The following is a 15,432-nucleotide window of genomic DNA, read 5'->3' as shown; positions in this document are numbered from 1 at the left end:
GCTGGGGCCAGAGGTTGCTCGGTGACGTGACGTCGTGGAGTTCCGCTTCAACAACTGACATCTCGTGTAGCGGGCACCACCATGGTCAAGGTGATGGAGAGCCCGCACGAGCGCGCATTCGCCGATTTGGAGCGAATGGTCGACACGGACGGCTGGGCGATCAGACACGTACTCGGGACGCGTCGGCCGCACCGTTCTCTTACACGGTCGGTCTCACTGCGCGAGGGTGGCACGAACTCGTGATCACAGGTCTGCCAGCAGACATTGCTGACGTGTTCATCCGGAATGCGGCGGACGAACTGCCACGCAGCGTGTCCTCCGTCAAGGACTCGACCCACCGGGTCACCGCGCCGCGCCGATCAGGGCCGGCGAGGGAGGCTGTGCTCGGACCCAGCCCACGAGCTCCTCGACCTCGTCGCCGCGCTGGTCGAGCAGCGACCGTACGATCGCTTCCCGGCGATGAGTATCGGGGACGCCGGACTCTAAAGGTCGGAGAAATCGTCCGCCGGGAGGTGGATCGAGACGACGGTGTCGCCTTCGAGGATCAGCGAGATGAACTGGCGGCCGACCTCGCCCGGCCGCTCCAGCGACGTCGTCCCCGGCGCGTCGCGGACGTCGAGGCGGAGCTCCGTGGAGTCGAAGCCGTTCACCGCGCCCGCGGCGATGGCATCCGCCCGCGTGGATCCGACTCCGATGCCCTGCGTCGTTCGGATCGGGTGACCGGCGACGGTGGACGCGGACACGAAGACGTGGCTGCCGTTCTCGGAGCCGTCGTTGGGCACACTCAGCTGGAGTCCCGGCCACTTCCAGACCGTCTGCTGAAAGTCATATCCGTTGACGACTTCGCTGGACGACTCCGTCGGTTCGCTTTCGAGCGCGCCCGCCCACGCGTCCTTCGCTCCTCGGGCGTAGGGGAGGGGCGCAGAGCCGCCCTCGACCGTCGCGTCGTCGAGGGTGACGATCAGGGTTGCGGCGCTCGTGGGCGTTGGGGCTGCAGCGGGAGCGGTCGCGCTCGCGGAGGGCGTCGGGGACGGCGTCTGCGCTGCCGACACCGTCGGGGTCGGCGGCGGCGGTGTGCAGGCCGAAAGGGAAAGGGCGAGAGCGAGGGGAACGGCGACGAGGAAGGGGATGCGGCGCACATCACGACCGTACACAGGTCGCCCTCGTGTCACGGGCCGCAGCGCCGTTCGAACCAGGGGCGCGGATGAACCCCTGGCGCCGACCACTTTGCCGGTGCAGCCATCGGCCATGACCTTCGCCGTCGTCTCCGTCCACTCTCCCAAACCCGAGTACCGCGCCGCGGTGATCGACTCGATGCAGCGGTACAGCCGGGTGGCGCGCGAACAACCCGGCCTGGAATGGACCGGCGTCGTCGACGACGCGAGCGGTCGTCTGGTCGGGATCGCGCTGTGGGAGTCGGAGGACTCCGCCGTCGCCGCCCGGTCCGCGCTGATGGCGGAAGTGGGCGACGACCCGTTCGAAATATGGGACGAGCGCCCGATCGACGGGCTGCGGGGCGCGGTCGTCTGACGCGCGCACGTCGGGCCCCCGGTCACTCGACCGGGGGCCCGACGGCGGGCGTGTCAGCCGCCGATCGGCGTCGGGTTCGTCGGGTTCGGGGGAACGGGCAGCGAACCGTTGATGCGGTTCTGCGCCTGGCACTGGCTCGTGCAGTTCGTCGCTCCGGCTGATAGCTCGATGGCGTCCTCGCCGAGCACGCCGCCCAGTCGGCCGCCCGACGTGACGGTCCACTTCGTGACCGTGGCATCCTGATACGTCTTCGTCGCCACCTGCGGGCTGTCCTTGCCGAGGAGCATCTGGTGGGCGTCGGGCCCGGAGGCGACGGCATCCACGCCATTGCCGAAGTTGATCTTGCCGGTGTACTGGTTCACAAAGTAGAACAGGCCGGGGCCGAGCGTGTGGACGAGCTCGACGGGAGCGGTGAACTCCGGCTCCATCTGGAAGATGCCGCCCTGGGCGCCGTCCTTCGCCTGGATCTTCAGCTTGCCGCCGGCGGTGGTGAAGATCGCGACGAGTGTGTCGTCGCGCACCTCGAGGCTCGACAGGCGGGTGCCCGCTCGCTGCGCCGCAGTCAGGGTCGGCACCTTCGACGCGAAGACGACCGTCGGGCTCGTCACCATCCGCTGTGTGTCGGCGGCGCCGGTGAGGGTGTAGTCGTAGACGCCGAGGGTGGCGGGATCGATCGTGAAGCGGTTGTTCTTGCCGCTGACGGTGATCTTGCCCGAGACGGTCACGTCCCTGAGCTTGGCATCCTTGCCCGGTGCGGGGTTGTACGTGGTGCCGTTGACGGTGACGGCGTAGTCGCCACCCGTCGAGGTCGTCTTCGCCTGCGCCGCCGCGGGGAAGAGGAGACCGGATGCCGCGACCAGGGCGGCCGCGAGGACCGCCGTCGTGCGGGTGAGGGTCGAGCTGCTCATGGATGCCTCGTTTCGTCGGTGGGGGGTGAGCTGCTCCCACCGTCGCCGGGATCGCTAGGGCCGAGCAATGCGACCTTGGTACTACGACCATCGTCCGATGGCCGGCTGGCGCCGATCCGCGCAGGGTGGAGACCGACAGCCCGTGTCGCAGGTGACAATGGGCGGAAAGGACGGATGCCATGAAGAAGCGGATCCTCATCGGAGCGGGTGCCCTCGCGCTCGCTGCCGCGCCCGCGGCGATCGGGCTGTGGGGCAACGCGTCGTTCGCGGAATCGGTGCCGGTGCCGGTACCCACGTCGGTGGTCGTCGCGACGCAGTCGCCGTCGCCCTCGCCCTCGCCCTCGTCCGATGATCACGGCGGCGACGTTCCGCGCGATCAGCGCGTCGAGCAGGGCGACGACCGATACGCACCCTCCGCGGACACCGGGTCCGGCGGATCCGTCGTCGATGACCACGGCGGCGACGTCCCGCGCGATCAGCGGGTCGAGTCCGGGGACGACAGCGGTGGGTCGGTCCCGCGCGATGAGCGCATCGAGCAGGGCGACGACCGTGCGGTGCAGGGCGGAACGTCGACCGATGACGCGGCGCCCGGATCGACCGACGACCGAGGCGGAGACGACAGCGGGAGCCATCACGACGACGCGTCCGACGACAGCGGAAAGCACGGCGGCGAGAGCGGCGGACACGGGGGAGACGACTGAGTGACGCCCGACCCCCTCGATCCGCCGTGGGAGGTGCTCGTCACCGCCCGCACGGCCGGCACGGCGCCGCGTCGACTGTCGACACGCGCCGTGCTCGTGCGCCTGGCGGCCGGTCTCGCGGCCGTCCTCGTCGCCGTCGCGGCGCTCGCCGGATTCGGCGCCCAGTGGCTCGCGGAGCGCGAGGCCGTCAATGACGCAGCCCAGGTGACGAACGTCCTCGCCGATGCCGTGGTGCGTCCGGTCCTCACCGATGCGCTCGCCGAGGGGGATCCCGCCGCCGTCGCCGCCTTCGACGGCACCGTGCGCGCGCAGATCCTCGGCGAGGATGTCATCCGCGTGAAGATCTGGAGCACCGAAGGACAGGTGCTCTACGCCGACGAGCCGCAGCTCATCGGCCGCACCTTCGCCCTGGAGGATGCGCAGCGTGCCGCGCTCGAGACCCCGTCGACGCGGGCGGCGGTGTCGGACCTCTCGGAGGACGAGAACGTGTTCGAGAAGGGCTCGAAGCTGCTGGAGGTCTACCGTCCGATGTGGACGCCGGGCGGTCAGCAGGTGCTGTTCGAGGTCTACTACCCCTACGAGCCCGTCGCGACGCGCTCCGCCGACCTATGGCGCGGCTTCACCGGCGTCACGCTCAGCAGCCTGCTCCTCCTCGTGGTGCTCACGGCGCCGATCGTCTGGACGCTGCTCCGGCAACTGCGCGGAGCCGAAGCCCGGCGTGCCGAGTTGCTGCAGCGGGCCGTGGATGCCTCGGACGCCGAGCGTCGCCGTATTGCCGGGACGCTCCACGACGGACCGGTGCAAGAGCTCGTCGGCACGAGCTACGGGGCCGAGAGCGCGGCCGTCGAGTCCGACCGCCGCGGCGAGGACGAGGCGGCCGCCCGCATGCGCGACGTCGCCGGAGCGGTCCGGGGCAACGTGCGCGTGCTGCGCTCTCTCCTCGTCGACATCTACCCTGAGAGCCTCGGCGCCGCGGGATTGGCATCCGCTCTCCGCGATCTGGCGGCGACGGCGCGGACGCGAGGCGCCGATGTCGTCCTCGATCTCCGGGCACCTCTCGACGACCTGCCGGAGGAGCACGAACGCCTGCTCTACCGCGTCGCGCAGGAGGCCTTGCGCAACGCCGTCACACACGCCGCACCCTGTACCGTGACGATCTCGATCACGCGGGTGGGGGACGACACGGTGCTGTGCGTTCGCGACGACGGGCCCGGCTTCGACCCGACGCTGATGCATCGCCCGCCTGCTGACGGGCACCTCGGCACGCGTGTCCTGCGGGACCTCGCGGCGGAGGCCGGTGCCGAGCTGGCCCTGTCGACCGCCCCCGGACGCGGAACCCGGTGGCGCCTGCGCCTGCCCGCCCACGACCCCTCCCGGGAGCCCGCATGATCCGCGTCCTCGTCGTCGACGACCACTCACTCGTCCGCGAGGGCCTCTCGTCGGTGCTCGCCGCGGACGGCGACATCGTCGTGGCCGGTACGGCTGCGCACGGCGCCGAGGCGGTCGAGCTCGTCGGCGCGCTCGACATCGACGTCGTCGTGATGGACCTGTCGATGCCGGTGATGGACGGGGTCGCGGCGACGCGCGCGGTGCGCGAGAGGGCTCCCGGCATCCGGGTGCTCGTCCTGACCTCGTTCGGGGATCGTGAACACGTTCGCCGAGCGGTCGCCGCCGGTGCGACCGGCTACCAGCTGAAGGATGCCGAGCCGGCGGAGCTGCGCGCGGCGGTCCGGTCCGTCTACGAGGGACACGCGCCGCTCGACGCGCGTGTCGCCGGAGCGCTCCTCCCCGAAACCGCCGAGTCGGGCACCGGGCTCAGCGCCCGGGAGGAGGAGGTGCTGCGCCTCGTGGCCGGCGGGCTCGCGAACAAGCAGGTCGCGACGGCACTGGGCATCTCCGAGCGCACCGTCAAAGCGCACCTCGGCAGCATCTTCCGGCAGCTCGGCGTCGCAGATCGCACGAGTGCCGCGCTCTGGGCCCGCGACAATCTCACCCGCTGACGAACGTCACCCGTGCGGGGGATCGGCACCGTCGGTCGCGGCGGAGTCGGTCAGGGTGTCGCGGCCGGTTGCGGTGAGAACGGCGAGCCGAGGTCGCCCGGGTGCGTCAGGCGCCACCACAGCGTCGGCTGTTCGAGCGCGCCGACGATCGTGACGTCGGATGAGGCGGTGTTCGGTCCCGCGGTCCACGTGATGCTGCCCACCTTCTCGCCGTCGGCCCAGGTTCGCGGTGTCGCGATGGCGGAGGTCGTCGCGATGGGGGTGTCCGACCACGTGAGCAGGGTGGTCGTCCGGGCCAGCACGACACGGGCGGAGGCGCCCCACGGGGTGGTGATGGTTCCCATCTCGTCTCCTGCGGTACCGACCGTCACGTCGTGGAATCCCGCCCGCACACTCTTCAGAAACGTCGCCACGTCCTGATCGGTGCTGTCGTGCGTGGCTCCGCCGAGCCGGATGCCGGTGATCTGGAGCGGTTGTCCGATACCGACGTCGAGCTGCGAGCTGAAGAGCAGGTTGAACGTGCCCTCGCCGAGGTTGCCCGTCTTCAGACCCCGCACTCCCTCGGTGCCGAGGAGGTCGTTCGTGTTCCTCACCGTTCCGGGGCCGTTCGGGAGGGAGATCGAGGACATGCCCACGATCGCGGCGAGAGCGGGATTCGCCTCTGCGATCTTGCCGAGAGCGACGAGGTCGCGCGGTGTCGAGGTGTTGCGGTCGTCGATGCCGGTGGCATCCACGATCCGTGTCGACGAGAGGCCGTTGGCGCTCAGCCACGCCCGCGCCGCGTCGACGTACGCGCCCTCGGACCCGAAGCTCCACCGGCCGATGGCGACGGCGTAATTGCTGGCCGAGGGGAGAAGCATCGTGGCGAGGGAGTCATGGAGCGACAGCCGCAACCCGTCGGGCATCCGGGCGATCGTCGCACCGCGCACGTAGAACTGGTCGTAGAGGTCGGTGTCGGCCTCGGTGAACGACACGGTCGGCCCCGGGTCGTTCGCGTCGTTCAGGGGATGCCGATCCAAGACGACGAGCGCGGTGATGAGCTTCGCGATGCTCGCGATCGGCCGGGGGTCGTCGCCGCCGGAGGCGGCCCACGCGCCCTCGGTATCGGCTCCGAGGTACTGCTCTCCACCCGTCACGCTCACGCGCATCGCTCCGTCGGCGGGGAGGCGCACGGCGGCGGCCTCGCCCGGCGCAGCCGTGGGGAGCTGTGTCGTCAGAGTCGGCGCAGCCAGCGGCGCGGCGGACGCCCACCATACATAGCCGCCGCCTCCGGCGAGCACCACGAGGATCGACACGAGCACGACGATCAGCGTGATGCGCGCCGCCCGCCCCGAGCCGGTCGCCCCGGGCGCGTCGTCCATCAGTTCTTCGAACGACGTCAGATCGTCCGTGCGTTGCTGCGTTCCCCCCATGACATCCCCCCTCATCGAACCTAACCCGTCGGGTCCGCGTCCCCACGCGGGGACGAATTTCAAGCCCCCCGAGGATCCGAAGCGACGCGCCTAGCGTGGGGAACTCGGGAAATCCCCGGCTGAACGAGCGGAAGGAGTCGACATGGGACTCGACGACAAGATCAAGAACGCCGCAGAGGACGTCGCCGGCAAGGCCAAGGAAGCCACGGGCAAGGCCACGGGCAACGAGCGCCTCGAAGCCGAGGGCCACGCCGACCAGACCAAGGCCGATCTCAAGCAGGCCGGCGAGAACGTCAAGGACGCCTTCAAGTAAGCCGTCTCGCGAACGCCCCGACCACGAAGGTCGGGGCGTTCGTCGTTTCGCGGGCGTGGCGATCGGGATAATGGCCGAATGACCGATGCCGCTCCGTCCGTGACCACGACCGTGTCCGGAACCCCCGTCGTCCTCCGCGCCCACGGCTATGAAGCCGCGATCGCGAGCGTCGGCGCCTCCCTCCGTTCCCTGACCCACGAGGGGCGCGATCTCGTCGTCCCGTTCGCCGCCGATGAGGTACGGCCCCATTTCCGCGGCGCCACGCTCGCCCCCTGGCCCAACCGGGTCGTCGACGGCGTTCACCACTTCGGTGGGGGTGAGCACCAGCTCGCGCTCACCGAACCCGCCCGCGGTCACGCGCTGCACGGGCTTCTCGGCTGGGTGGACTGGGACGTCATCGCCACGGACGACGCCACTGTCACCCTCAGCGCGACCGTCCCCGCACAGACCGGTTACCCCTGGTGGGTGGAGGTCTCGACGACCTACCGTCTCGGCCCCGACGGGCTGACTCAGACCGTGCGGGCGACGAACCACTCCCCGACGGCGGCGCCGTGGGGAACGGGTCCGCACCCGTATCTGGTCGCCGGGCCCGGGGCGCTCGACTCCTGGGTCCTCGAGCTCCCGGCCGACACCGTTCTCGAGGTCACGCCGGACCGTCTGTCGCCCGTAGGCGTGGCATCCGTCGCCGTCGACGCCGAGCGTTTCGATTTCCGGGCGCCGCGCGTGCTCGGTGCGGTCGAGATCGACCACGCCTTCACGGACTTGATCCGGGATGCCGAGGGTCGGGCGACCGTGACGCTCACCGACCCTTCGGGCACGGGCGTGGCGATGACGTGGGCTGCCGATTGCGCGTGGGTGCAGATCCACACGGCGGACCGGCCCGAGGCTCCGGCGTCCGCGGCGCACCGTGCGGGACTGGCGGTGGAGCCCATGACCTGCGCCCCCGACGCGTTCAACGACGACGCCTACGACTTCGCGACCGGCCTCATCGCCCTCGCTCCCGGGGAGAGCCACGAGGTCGGCTGGACGATCTCGGCCCGCTGACACGAAACGACGCCGCCCCGGTCGATGAACCGGGGCGGCGTCGTTCTGCGGTGGCTCAGACGACCTGCGTGCCACACATCCCGCACACGCCGTCGGCCGAGACCTCGACGAAGCAGTCGGGGCACATGGCGCGCAGGGGACGGTCGGTGACCGCCACGGCCTTCGGCGAGGCGGTGCGGCGCTCGGCGCGCGGCGCGGCAGCGCGCGGCTTCTTCAGCTCGACGGGTGCCGGCGGCGCGGGTGCCGGGGCGGGCTTGTGCTCGGCGCAGTAGAACCGCACGAAGCCGCCGTGGTGCTTCGGGTGGCGGTGCTTGACCGCCCACAGCTCGCTGCGGTCGAACAGCTCACCATCGGCTCCGCACCCGACGCAGCGCGTGGGTTCACCGGGGACGACATCGGCGACGACGACGGGCACGTCGAACGCGATGGCATCCCGCCAGTCCGAGGACGAGACGATCTTCATGGGGGACCCTTCTTGGGCGGTTCGGGCCGCCTCACCCTCCACGGTACGCGCCCTCGCGGCGCCGCGGCGTCGTCGCCGGAGTGAACGGGGGCTGGACACCGCGTCAGACCCGCCCGATAGGTTGGGAGGAATTCCCCCCGCGTCGCCTCGGGCGGCGCCGATCGAAGGAGAAGCATGGAAATCGCCGCTCTGGGGGCGATCGGTCTCGTCGTCGTCATCGCTCTCGTCGTCGTCATCGTCGTCATCCTGATCATCGCCGGACTCGTCCGCGGGTGGTACCGCGTCGCGAAGGCCGACGAAGCCCTTGTCATCGTGGGTAAGCGCCAGCGCGCCGCCGACGGCAACTCCTCCCGCATCACGGTCATCACCGGTGGCGGAGCGATCGTGAACCCGCTCACGCAACGCGGCGAGATGATCTCGCTGCGCGCTCGTCAGATCAAGATGGAGCCGACCGCGCAGTCGTCCAACGGCGTCACCGTGAACGTCAGCGGTGTGGCTCTGGTGAAGATCGGGTCGGATCCCGAATCGGTGCGTCGCGCCGCCGAACGTTTCGCTTCCCAGGACAAGGCCATCGAGCAGTTCACGACGGAGCAGCTCGAGGGCGCTCTTCGCGGTGTCGTCGCGACGCTGACGGTCGAAGAGCTCATGCGTGACAGGCAGCGGCTGTCCGACCAGATCGCCGAGGGCATCAAGGCCGACCTGTCGTCGCAGGGCCTCATCCTCGACTCGTTCCAGATCCAGGGCGTCACGGACAGCAACGGGTACATCGCCGCCCTCGGTGCCACGGAGGTCGAGCGCGTCAAGCGCGAGGCCGAGGTCGCACGCATCAACGCCGTGCGCGAGATCCGCGCGCGGCAGATCGCCACCGACGAGGCGAACCTCATCGAGCAGACCGCGCTCGACAAGAACAGTGCCGCCGCGAAGGCCGAGGTCGGTCGAGCCAATGCCGAGGCCGAGCAGGCCGAGGCCCTCACGCGCGCCGAGCGCCGCCAGGCCGTTCTGCAGCAGGAGGCGCAGAACACGCAGGCGCGCCTGGAGTCCGAGGTCGCCCGCGTCGCAGACGCCGACCTGTACCAGCGGCAGAAGGATGCCGACGCCGAGGCGTACGCGCAGATCAAGGCCGCAGAGGCTCGCGCCCAGATCGCCGAGCAGGAGGCTGCGGCGGTGCGTGTGCGAGCCGAGGCCGACGCGCAGGCCGTGCGCCTGGCCGGTGAGGCTCGCGCCGAGGCGATCCGCGCCGAGGCCGAGGCACTATCGCACAACCAGGAGGCGCTGCTGGCGCAGCGGGCGCTGGAGGCGCTCGTGCCGATGATGGCGGAGTTCGCCAAGGGCTACGACCGCGTCGGCAACGTCACCGTGCTCGGGGGCGAAGGCGCGAGCGGTCACCTGGCCGCCGAATCGGCGGCGGGACTGCGCTCGTCCTTCGAGGCGGTGCGGGCAGCGACGGGGATCGACCTCACCGCGATCATCCAGGGTCGCGCCGTGGCCGACGCCTTCGCGGATGCGTCGCGGCGCCCCACGGAGCCTCCGTCCGCGGCCGCCGGTTCCGCCGCGGCGACGGCGCCGACGGCATCCGAGCCCGGAGTCTGACGAGGAGCCGATCGTGCCCGAGGCACCCGAGGTCGAGGCGCTCACGCTGTTCCTGCGTGAGCGTCTCACCGGCCACGTCGTTCGCTCCGTCGAGATGACCGAGTTCCGCGCGATGAAGACGCGGGCGCGCCCCCTCGACGAGATCGTCGGACGGTCGGTCACCGGTGTCACGCGTTTCGGCAAGCACATCGACGTCGACCTCGAGGGGACGCATCTCTCGGTCGGCTTCGGACGCGCGGGGTGGGCGACGTGGGACGACGGCGCGGCATCCATTTCGCCCGATGGCGGGGCGGCCGTGATCGCGCGCGTGACGTTCGACGACGGCGTGCTCGGCATCACCGACGCGGGCGACTGGTTGTCCGTGCAACTGCACGTCGTCGACGATCCGCTGGACGTGCCCGCCGTGGCGAAACTGGGACCGGATGCCGCCGACCCGACGTTCTCCCGGGAGGATCTCGTCCGCGCTCTCGGGAAGCGGCGTAAGCAGCTGAAGGCGCTGCTGCAGGAGCAGGAGTCCCTCGCCGGGATCGGAAACGCCTACTCGGACGAGATCCTGTACGTCGCGCGCCTGTCTCCGCTCGCGCACGCCGCAGCGTTGACCGACGCGGAGGTCACGCGGCTCCACGAGGCGCTGCGCGAGGTTCTCGACGAGGCCGTCGCAGCGCGCACGGGCGTTCCGATCGCGGAGCAGAAGGCGGCGAAGGTCGCCGCGATGCGCGTGCACGGCCGCACCGGCGAGCCCTGCCCTCGCGGGGACGGAACGATCGAGGACGTCCCCGGCACGAAGGGCGGCGGGCAGTACTGCCCGACCTGTCAGCCCGCGCCCGCCTGAGTGCGACCGGTCAAGCGCCGCGGCCGGGGACGGCGTGGGGCCCCGAGCCGCAGCCCGGGGCCCCACGCGACGGCGATGCTCAGGCCGTCTGGCCGGAGTGCGCGCCTTCGGCGAACTCCTCGACGAGCTTCGCGTTGAACGCGGGAAGGTCATCGGGGTTGCGGCTCGACACGAGCCCCTGGTCGACGTGGACTTCCTCGTCGACCCACGTGGCGCCGGCGTTGCGGAGGTCAGTCTGGAGCGTCGGGTAGCTCGTGAGCGTGCGGCCCTTCAGCACGTCCGCCTCGGTGAGGATCCATCCGCCGTGGCAGATGACACCGACCGGCTTGTGCTGGTCGAAGAACGCGCGCGCGAAGTGCACGGCATCCTTCACGATCCGGATGTCGTCGGCGTTCTGCACTCCACCCGGCAGCACGAGGGCGTCGAATTCGTCGGCCGTCGCCGACCCGACGGGCAGATCGACCTTCTGTTCGTGGCCGTTCTCGCCGGTGATGCTGCCCTCCGCGGGAGAGACGAGTACCGCCTCGGCTCCGGCAGCGGTGACTGCCTCCCAGGGGCTGGTCAACTCGCTGTCTTCGAAGCCGTCGGTGAGCAGGAAGGCGACGCGCTTGCCGGTGAGGTCCGTCATGAGGACTCCTCTCGATGGTGGTCGGGGATTCCTCCACGGTAAGAACCGATCCGCGCGCGGCAGCGGGGGTTGCGGATGCCGGTAGCCGGGGGTAGCGGGAGCGGTTTCGTCGCGCCCGCGCCGTTTGGTGGGCGGAGGCGTACCATGAAGGGATGTCCGGTGACACCACTCCTGATACCGAGACGCCGTCGAAGCCGCTTCTGACGCTTCTGACCCCTCCGGTCGACGACGACGCCCCCGCTCCCTCGTCCTGCTGCGGCGGCGGATCCTGCTCTCTGTCCTGATCAACGGACTTACCGTCGTCTCGAACCGACGCCCGGGCAGAAGCCTTCGCTGAGATGTGACGCCCGCGCGTCAGTGCGCCATCGGCGCCGCGCCCTCGATGATGTCGGCGGGCTTGCGAATGAGGAAGGCTCCGACGATCAGCGGCAGCGAGACGATCGCGGCGATCATGAAGGCCATGCGTGCGCCCGCGGCATCGCCTTCGACCCCGCCGCCCGAGGCTGCCGAGACGCCCGCCATGACGGTGACGAGCAGGGCGATGCCCGCCGCTCCGGCGACCTGCTGAACGGTTCCGACGACGGCCGAGCCGTAGGAGTAGAACCGCGGGGCGAGCGAACCGAGGGAGGCCGTGAACAGGGGCGTGAACGACAGGGCGAGACCGATCGAGAGCACGGTCTGCGCCACGACCAGCAGCACGAACGACGTGTCGGTGCCGACCGTGGAGTAGAACCACAGCACGACGCTCGTGATGATCGCCCCCGGGATGAGCAGGATCTGGGTGCCGCGACGGTCGTAGATCCGACCGATCAGCGGACCCGCCAGGCCCATCGCGAGAGAACCCGGAAGGACGGCCAGTCCCGTCTCCAGCGCCGTGCGACCCAGGACGTTCTGCAGGTACAACGGCACGAGGGTGATCGCTCCGAAGAACGCGAGCGACATGACGCCCAACTGCACGACCGAGAGTGTGAAGTTCAGCGACCGGAAGACGCGCAGATCCAGCAGCGCGGCATCCTTCCGCTGCAGGCGCACCTGTCGCCACCCGAACAGCGCGAGCGCGATGACGCCGACGGCGAAGGACGCGACGAGGGTCACCGTTGCGACGGCGCCGGCGTCAGCGGCTTCCGTGGAGCCGCCGTGGCCTCCGCCGATCTGGCTGAGTCCGAACACGATGCCGCCGAATCCGAGTGCCGACAGGACGACGGACAGGACGTCGATCGGCGCCTCACGGGTCTCGCCGAGGTTGCGGATCCACCGGGCACCCATGAACAGGGAGACGAGGGCGATCGGCAGAACGATCCCGAAGATCCAGTGCCAGCCGAGGGAGTCGAGGACGAGGCCCGACATCGTCGGCCCGATCGCGGGCGCGAGGGCCATGACGATGCTGACGCGGCCCATCATGCGGCCCCGGTGCTGCGGCGGCACGATCGTCATGAGCGTCGTCATGAGCAGAGGCATCATCATGGCGGTGCCCGACGCCTGGATCACGCGCGCGGCCACCAACAGCTCGAAGCCGGGCGACAGGAACGCCACGAGCGTTCCGAGCGAGAACAGGCTCATCGCCGTGATGAAGACCTGACGGGTCGTGAATCGCTGCAGGAGGAAGCCGGTGACAGGGATGACGACGGCCATCGTGAGCATGAACGCCGTCGTCAACCACTGCGCCGCGACGGCAGTGATGCTCAGGTCGCGGATGAGGTGGGGGATCGCCACGTTCATCGTGGTCTCGTTGAGGATCGCCACGAAAGCGGCGACGAGGAGCAGCCAGATCACCCGGTTCTGCTCGGCCGTCACTCCGGTGTCGGAGGTCGGCGGGGCGGTGGGGGTTCCGGTGGTGGCGGCCATGGCGAGATCCAATCCAGGGAGGGCGTCGTGGCGTCACCGAAGGCGACGAACGTGGAGGTCAACGGAGGCGATCGGCCGGGTATTCCCTGCTCGGGGAAAGGAGCGGATGCCGGTCGCGAACGCCGAGTCTATCGGTGGCCTGTGACATCGCTCCGCGCGTCCCGATGTCGGCCGTCGGACGTAGGCTGACCGGCATGAGCATGGGCGGCGCGGGTGGCAGCATGTTCCGCGGCGTCTACGCGGAGAGTCAGCGCCAGCGCAACGCGGAAGCGCCCCGCGTGCCCGACCTGGGCCGCCGTGTGGCCGCCCTCTTCCGGCCCTACCGCGCACGCATCATCGCCACCGTCATCCTCGTCGTCGTGGGTGCCGCCGTGGCCGTCATCCCCCCGCTCCTCGTGCAGCGCATCTTCGACGACGCCCTCTTCCCGGTCGACGGCTCCCCGGTCGACATCGGATTGCTGACCTCCCTCGTCGCCGTCATGATCGGGCTCTTCGTCCTGTCCGGCGGGCTGGGTGTCGCGCAGACCTGGTTCACGGCCACCGTCGGCAATCGCGTCACGGGCGATCTGCGCGTGCGGCTGTTCGAGCACCTGCAGGCGATGGAGCTCGGCTTCTTCACGCGGACGAAGACCGGTGTCATCCAGTCGCGGCTCCAGAACGACGTCGGTGGCGTCTCGGGCGTGCTGACGAACACCGTGACGAGCATTCTCGGCAACTCCGTGACGGTCGTCGCCTCGCTCGTCGCCATGGTCCTCATCGACTGGCGGCTGACGCTCATCGCCGTCGTCATCATGCCCATCCTCGTGCTCGTCCAGCGCCGCGTGGGCCAGGTGCGGGCGCGCATCGCGGCGCAGACACAGGAGTCGCTCTCCGAACTGTCGGCGATCACGCAGGAGACGCTGAGCGTGTCCGGCATCCTGCTGTCGAAATCCTTCAATCGCCAGCGCACCGAGTCCGAGCGCTACGACGCCGAGAATGCCAACCAGGTGCGCCTCCAGGTGCGTCAGGCGATGAGCGGTCAACGGTTCTTCGCCGTGGTCCAGGTCATCATGGCGAGCGTCCCGGCGATCATCTATCTCGTGGCCGGACTCCTCGTGAGCGGTGGCGCGGGGACGCTGACGGCCGGGACGATCGTCGCCTTCACCACGGTGCAGGCGCGTCTGCTGATGCCCCTCATGGGACTCATGCGCGTGGCACTCGACGTGCAGACCTCGTCGGCTCTGTTCGCCCGCATCTTCGAGTACCTCGACCTCACGCCCGCGATCGCGGATTCGCCCGACGCCCTTCCCGTGTCGGCGGCACCGGGCCCCGTCGGCCGCGTTGAGTTCCGTGACGTCGTCTTCCGTTACCCGGATGCTCCCGAGCAGGCTCGACCGACGCTCGACGGTGTCTCCTTCTCCGTCGACCCCGGCCAGCACGTCGCCTTCGTCGGTCCCTCGGGGGCGGGGAAGACGACGATCCTCTACCTCACGCCGCGCATGTACGAGGCGAGCGGAGGCTCGGTGATGTTCTCCGGCGCCGACGTCCGCACCTTGGAGCGGGCGTCGATCATCGACAACATCGGGATCGTCTCGCAAGAGACCTATCTGTTCCACGCCACGGTTCGCGAGAACCTCCGCTACGCCAAACCCGACGCGACGGATGCCGAGATCGAAGCGGCGTGCCGCGCGGCGAACATCCACCACGTCATCTCCGGCTTCGAAGACGGGTACGACACGATCGTGGGCGAACGCGGCTATCGGCTCTCGGGCGGAGAGAAGCAGCGCATCGCGATCGCGCGGGTGCTCTTGAAAGACCCGCCCGTGCTGCTGCTCGATGAAGCGACGAGCGCGCTCGACACCGTGTCGGAGCGCATCGTCCAGGAAGCGTTGGAGACAGCGTCGCACGGTCGTACGACACTCTCGATCGCGCACCGTCTGTCGACCGTGATCGGCGCCGACCGGATCCACGTGGTCGATGCCGGTCGCATCGTCGAATCGGGCACTCACTCCGAACTGCTCATGGCCGGCGGCCTCTACGCGGGTCTGGCCGCCGAACAGCTGGCGGCGTCTTTCGTCCTCACGGAAGAGGAGCGCGACCGAGCCGACCTCGCCCGTCCAGCGCTGACGTCGCGTCGGGGCGATGAGCCCCCGGCCTGAGCCGTGCTGACGACCGGCGCGAACGGTC

16 protein-coding genes and 1 pseudogene are annotated in these 15,432 nt (G+C 70.0%); 11 read left to right on the top strand and 6 right to left on the bottom strand.

Annotation, left to right across the window (positions count from 1 at the left end):
• Positions 1-26: 26 nt before the first annotated feature.
• Positions 27-305: pseudogene (locus tag AC3WLZ_RS10390) on the top strand (DUF4262 domain-containing protein); the annotation flags it as partial.
• 177 nt (positions 306-482) lie between these two features.
• Here AC3WLZ_RS10390 and AC3WLZ_RS10385 read toward each other — a convergent pair.
• Positions 483-1,139, bottom strand: a complete 657-nt coding sequence (locus tag AC3WLZ_RS10385) for a hypothetical protein (RefSeq protein ID WP_492469979.1) — start codon at positions 1,137-1,139, stop codon at positions 483-485.
• Between the two features lie 109 nt (positions 1,140-1,248).
• Here AC3WLZ_RS10385 and AC3WLZ_RS10380 point away from each other — a divergent pair, with 109 nt between their 5' ends.
• Positions 1,249-1,530: a hypothetical protein gene (locus tag AC3WLZ_RS10380; RefSeq protein ID WP_492469978.1), complete on the top strand. Its 282-nt coding sequence runs from the start codon at positions 1,249-1,251 to the stop codon at positions 1,528-1,530.
• 53 nt (positions 1,531-1,583) lie between these two features.
• Here AC3WLZ_RS10380 and AC3WLZ_RS10375 read toward each other — a convergent pair whose 3' ends face one another.
• On the bottom strand, positions 1,584-2,438 hold the full coding sequence (locus AC3WLZ_RS10375) for a hypothetical protein (RefSeq protein WP_412924875.1): 855 nt from the start codon (positions 2,436-2,438) through the stop codon (positions 1,584-1,586).
• Positions 2,439-2,617: 179 nt separating this feature from the next.
• Here AC3WLZ_RS10375 and AC3WLZ_RS10370 point away from each other — a divergent pair, with 179 nt between their 5' ends.
• Genes AC3WLZ_RS10370 through AC3WLZ_RS10360 form a run of 3 tightly spaced genes read left to right on the top strand, consistent with a single transcriptional unit; the run spans position 2,618 to position 5,139 of the window.
• Complete coding sequence (locus AC3WLZ_RS10370) at positions 2,618-3,139, top strand: hypothetical protein (protein ID WP_492469977.1); 522 nt, start codon at positions 2,618-2,620, stop codon at positions 3,137-3,139.
• The gene (locus AC3WLZ_RS10365; protein ID WP_492469976.1) at positions 3,140-4,528 is read left to right on the top strand and encodes a sensor histidine kinase; all 1,389 of its coding nucleotides are present in this window, start codon (positions 3,140-3,142) and stop codon (positions 4,526-4,528) included.
• A complete protein-coding gene (locus AC3WLZ_RS10360; protein ID WP_492469975.1) occupies positions 4,525-5,139 on the top strand; it encodes a response regulator transcription factor in 615 nt (204 codons plus the stop codon). Before AC3WLZ_RS10365 ends, AC3WLZ_RS10360 begins: the two co-directional genes overlap by 4 nt.
• A 50-nt stretch (positions 5,140-5,189) precedes the next feature.
• Here the strand turns inward: AC3WLZ_RS10360 and AC3WLZ_RS10355 are convergent, their stop codons facing one another.
• Positions 5,190-6,551 (bottom strand): D-alanyl-D-alanine carboxypeptidase family protein, encoded by a 1,362-nt coding sequence (locus AC3WLZ_RS10355; protein ID WP_492469974.1) that lies wholly within the window; start codon positions 6,549-6,551, stop codon positions 5,190-5,192.
• A gap of 142 nt (positions 6,552-6,693) precedes the next feature.
• Between AC3WLZ_RS10355 and AC3WLZ_RS10350 the strand changes: the two genes are divergently transcribed.
• Together AC3WLZ_RS10350 and AC3WLZ_RS10345 are read left to right on the top strand one after the other, a co-directional pair.
• Complete coding sequence (locus tag AC3WLZ_RS10350) at positions 6,694-6,864, top strand: CsbD family protein (protein WP_412924870.1); 171 nt, start codon at positions 6,694-6,696, stop codon at positions 6,862-6,864.
• A gap of 78 nt (positions 6,865-6,942) precedes the next feature.
• Positions 6,943-7,908, top strand: a complete 966-nt coding sequence (locus tag AC3WLZ_RS10345; RefSeq protein WP_492469973.1) for an aldose 1-epimerase family protein — start codon at positions 6,943-6,945, stop codon at positions 7,906-7,908.
• Between the two features lie 55 nt (positions 7,909-7,963).
• Here AC3WLZ_RS10345 and AC3WLZ_RS10340 read toward each other — a convergent pair whose 3' ends face one another.
• Positions 7,964-8,371, bottom strand: coding sequence for a glucose-6-phosphate dehydrogenase (locus tag AC3WLZ_RS10340; RefSeq protein ID WP_412924868.1), 408 nt, complete (start codon positions 8,369-8,371; stop codon positions 7,964-7,966).
• A gap of 174 nt (positions 8,372-8,545) precedes the next feature.
• Here AC3WLZ_RS10340 and AC3WLZ_RS10335 point away from each other — a divergent pair, with 174 nt between their 5' ends.
• Complete coding sequence (locus AC3WLZ_RS10335; RefSeq protein ID WP_492469972.1) at positions 8,546-9,961, top strand: flotillin family protein; 1,416 nt, start codon at positions 8,546-8,548, stop codon at positions 9,959-9,961.
• Positions 9,962-9,974: 13 nt separating this feature from the next.
• On the top strand, positions 9,975-10,793 hold the full coding sequence (locus AC3WLZ_RS10330; protein WP_492469971.1) for a DNA-formamidopyrimidine glycosylase family protein: 819 nt from the start codon (positions 9,975-9,977) through the stop codon (positions 10,791-10,793).
• Between the two features lie 79 nt (positions 10,794-10,872).
• Here the strand turns inward: AC3WLZ_RS10330 and AC3WLZ_RS10325 are convergent, their stop codons facing one another.
• Positions 10,873-11,421 (bottom strand): type 1 glutamine amidotransferase domain-containing protein, encoded by a 549-nt coding sequence (locus AC3WLZ_RS10325; protein ID WP_492469970.1) that lies wholly within the window; start codon positions 11,419-11,421, stop codon positions 10,873-10,875.
• 152 nt (positions 11,422-11,573) lie between these two features.
• On the opposite strand from AC3WLZ_RS10325, the gene AC3WLZ_RS10320 reads away from it, so the two are divergent.
• Positions 11,574-11,705, top strand: a complete 132-nt coding sequence (locus AC3WLZ_RS10320; RefSeq protein WP_412924864.1) for a hypothetical protein — start codon at positions 11,574-11,576, stop codon at positions 11,703-11,705.
• Between the two features lie 70 nt (positions 11,706-11,775).
• Here the strand turns inward: AC3WLZ_RS10320 and AC3WLZ_RS10315 are convergent, their stop codons facing one another.
• The gene (locus AC3WLZ_RS10315; protein WP_412924863.1) at positions 11,776-13,266 is read right to left on the bottom strand and encodes an MDR family MFS transporter; all 1,491 of its coding nucleotides are present in this window, start codon (positions 13,264-13,266) and stop codon (positions 11,776-11,778) included.
• A 200-nt stretch (positions 13,267-13,466) separates the two neighbouring features.
• Between AC3WLZ_RS10315 and AC3WLZ_RS10310 the strand changes: the two genes are divergently transcribed.
• Complete coding sequence (locus tag AC3WLZ_RS10310) at positions 13,467-15,404, top strand: ABC transporter ATP-binding protein (RefSeq protein ID WP_492470965.1); 1,938 nt, start codon at positions 13,467-13,469, stop codon at positions 15,402-15,404.
• Positions 15,405-15,432 lie beyond the last annotated feature (28 nt).

It is taken from the genome of Microbacterium sp. FW305-3-2-15-F-LB2, from assembly GCF_058787255.1.
Note: the sequence above shows the minus strand (reverse complement) of the source record. Positions and strands in the feature narration are given on the sequence as shown.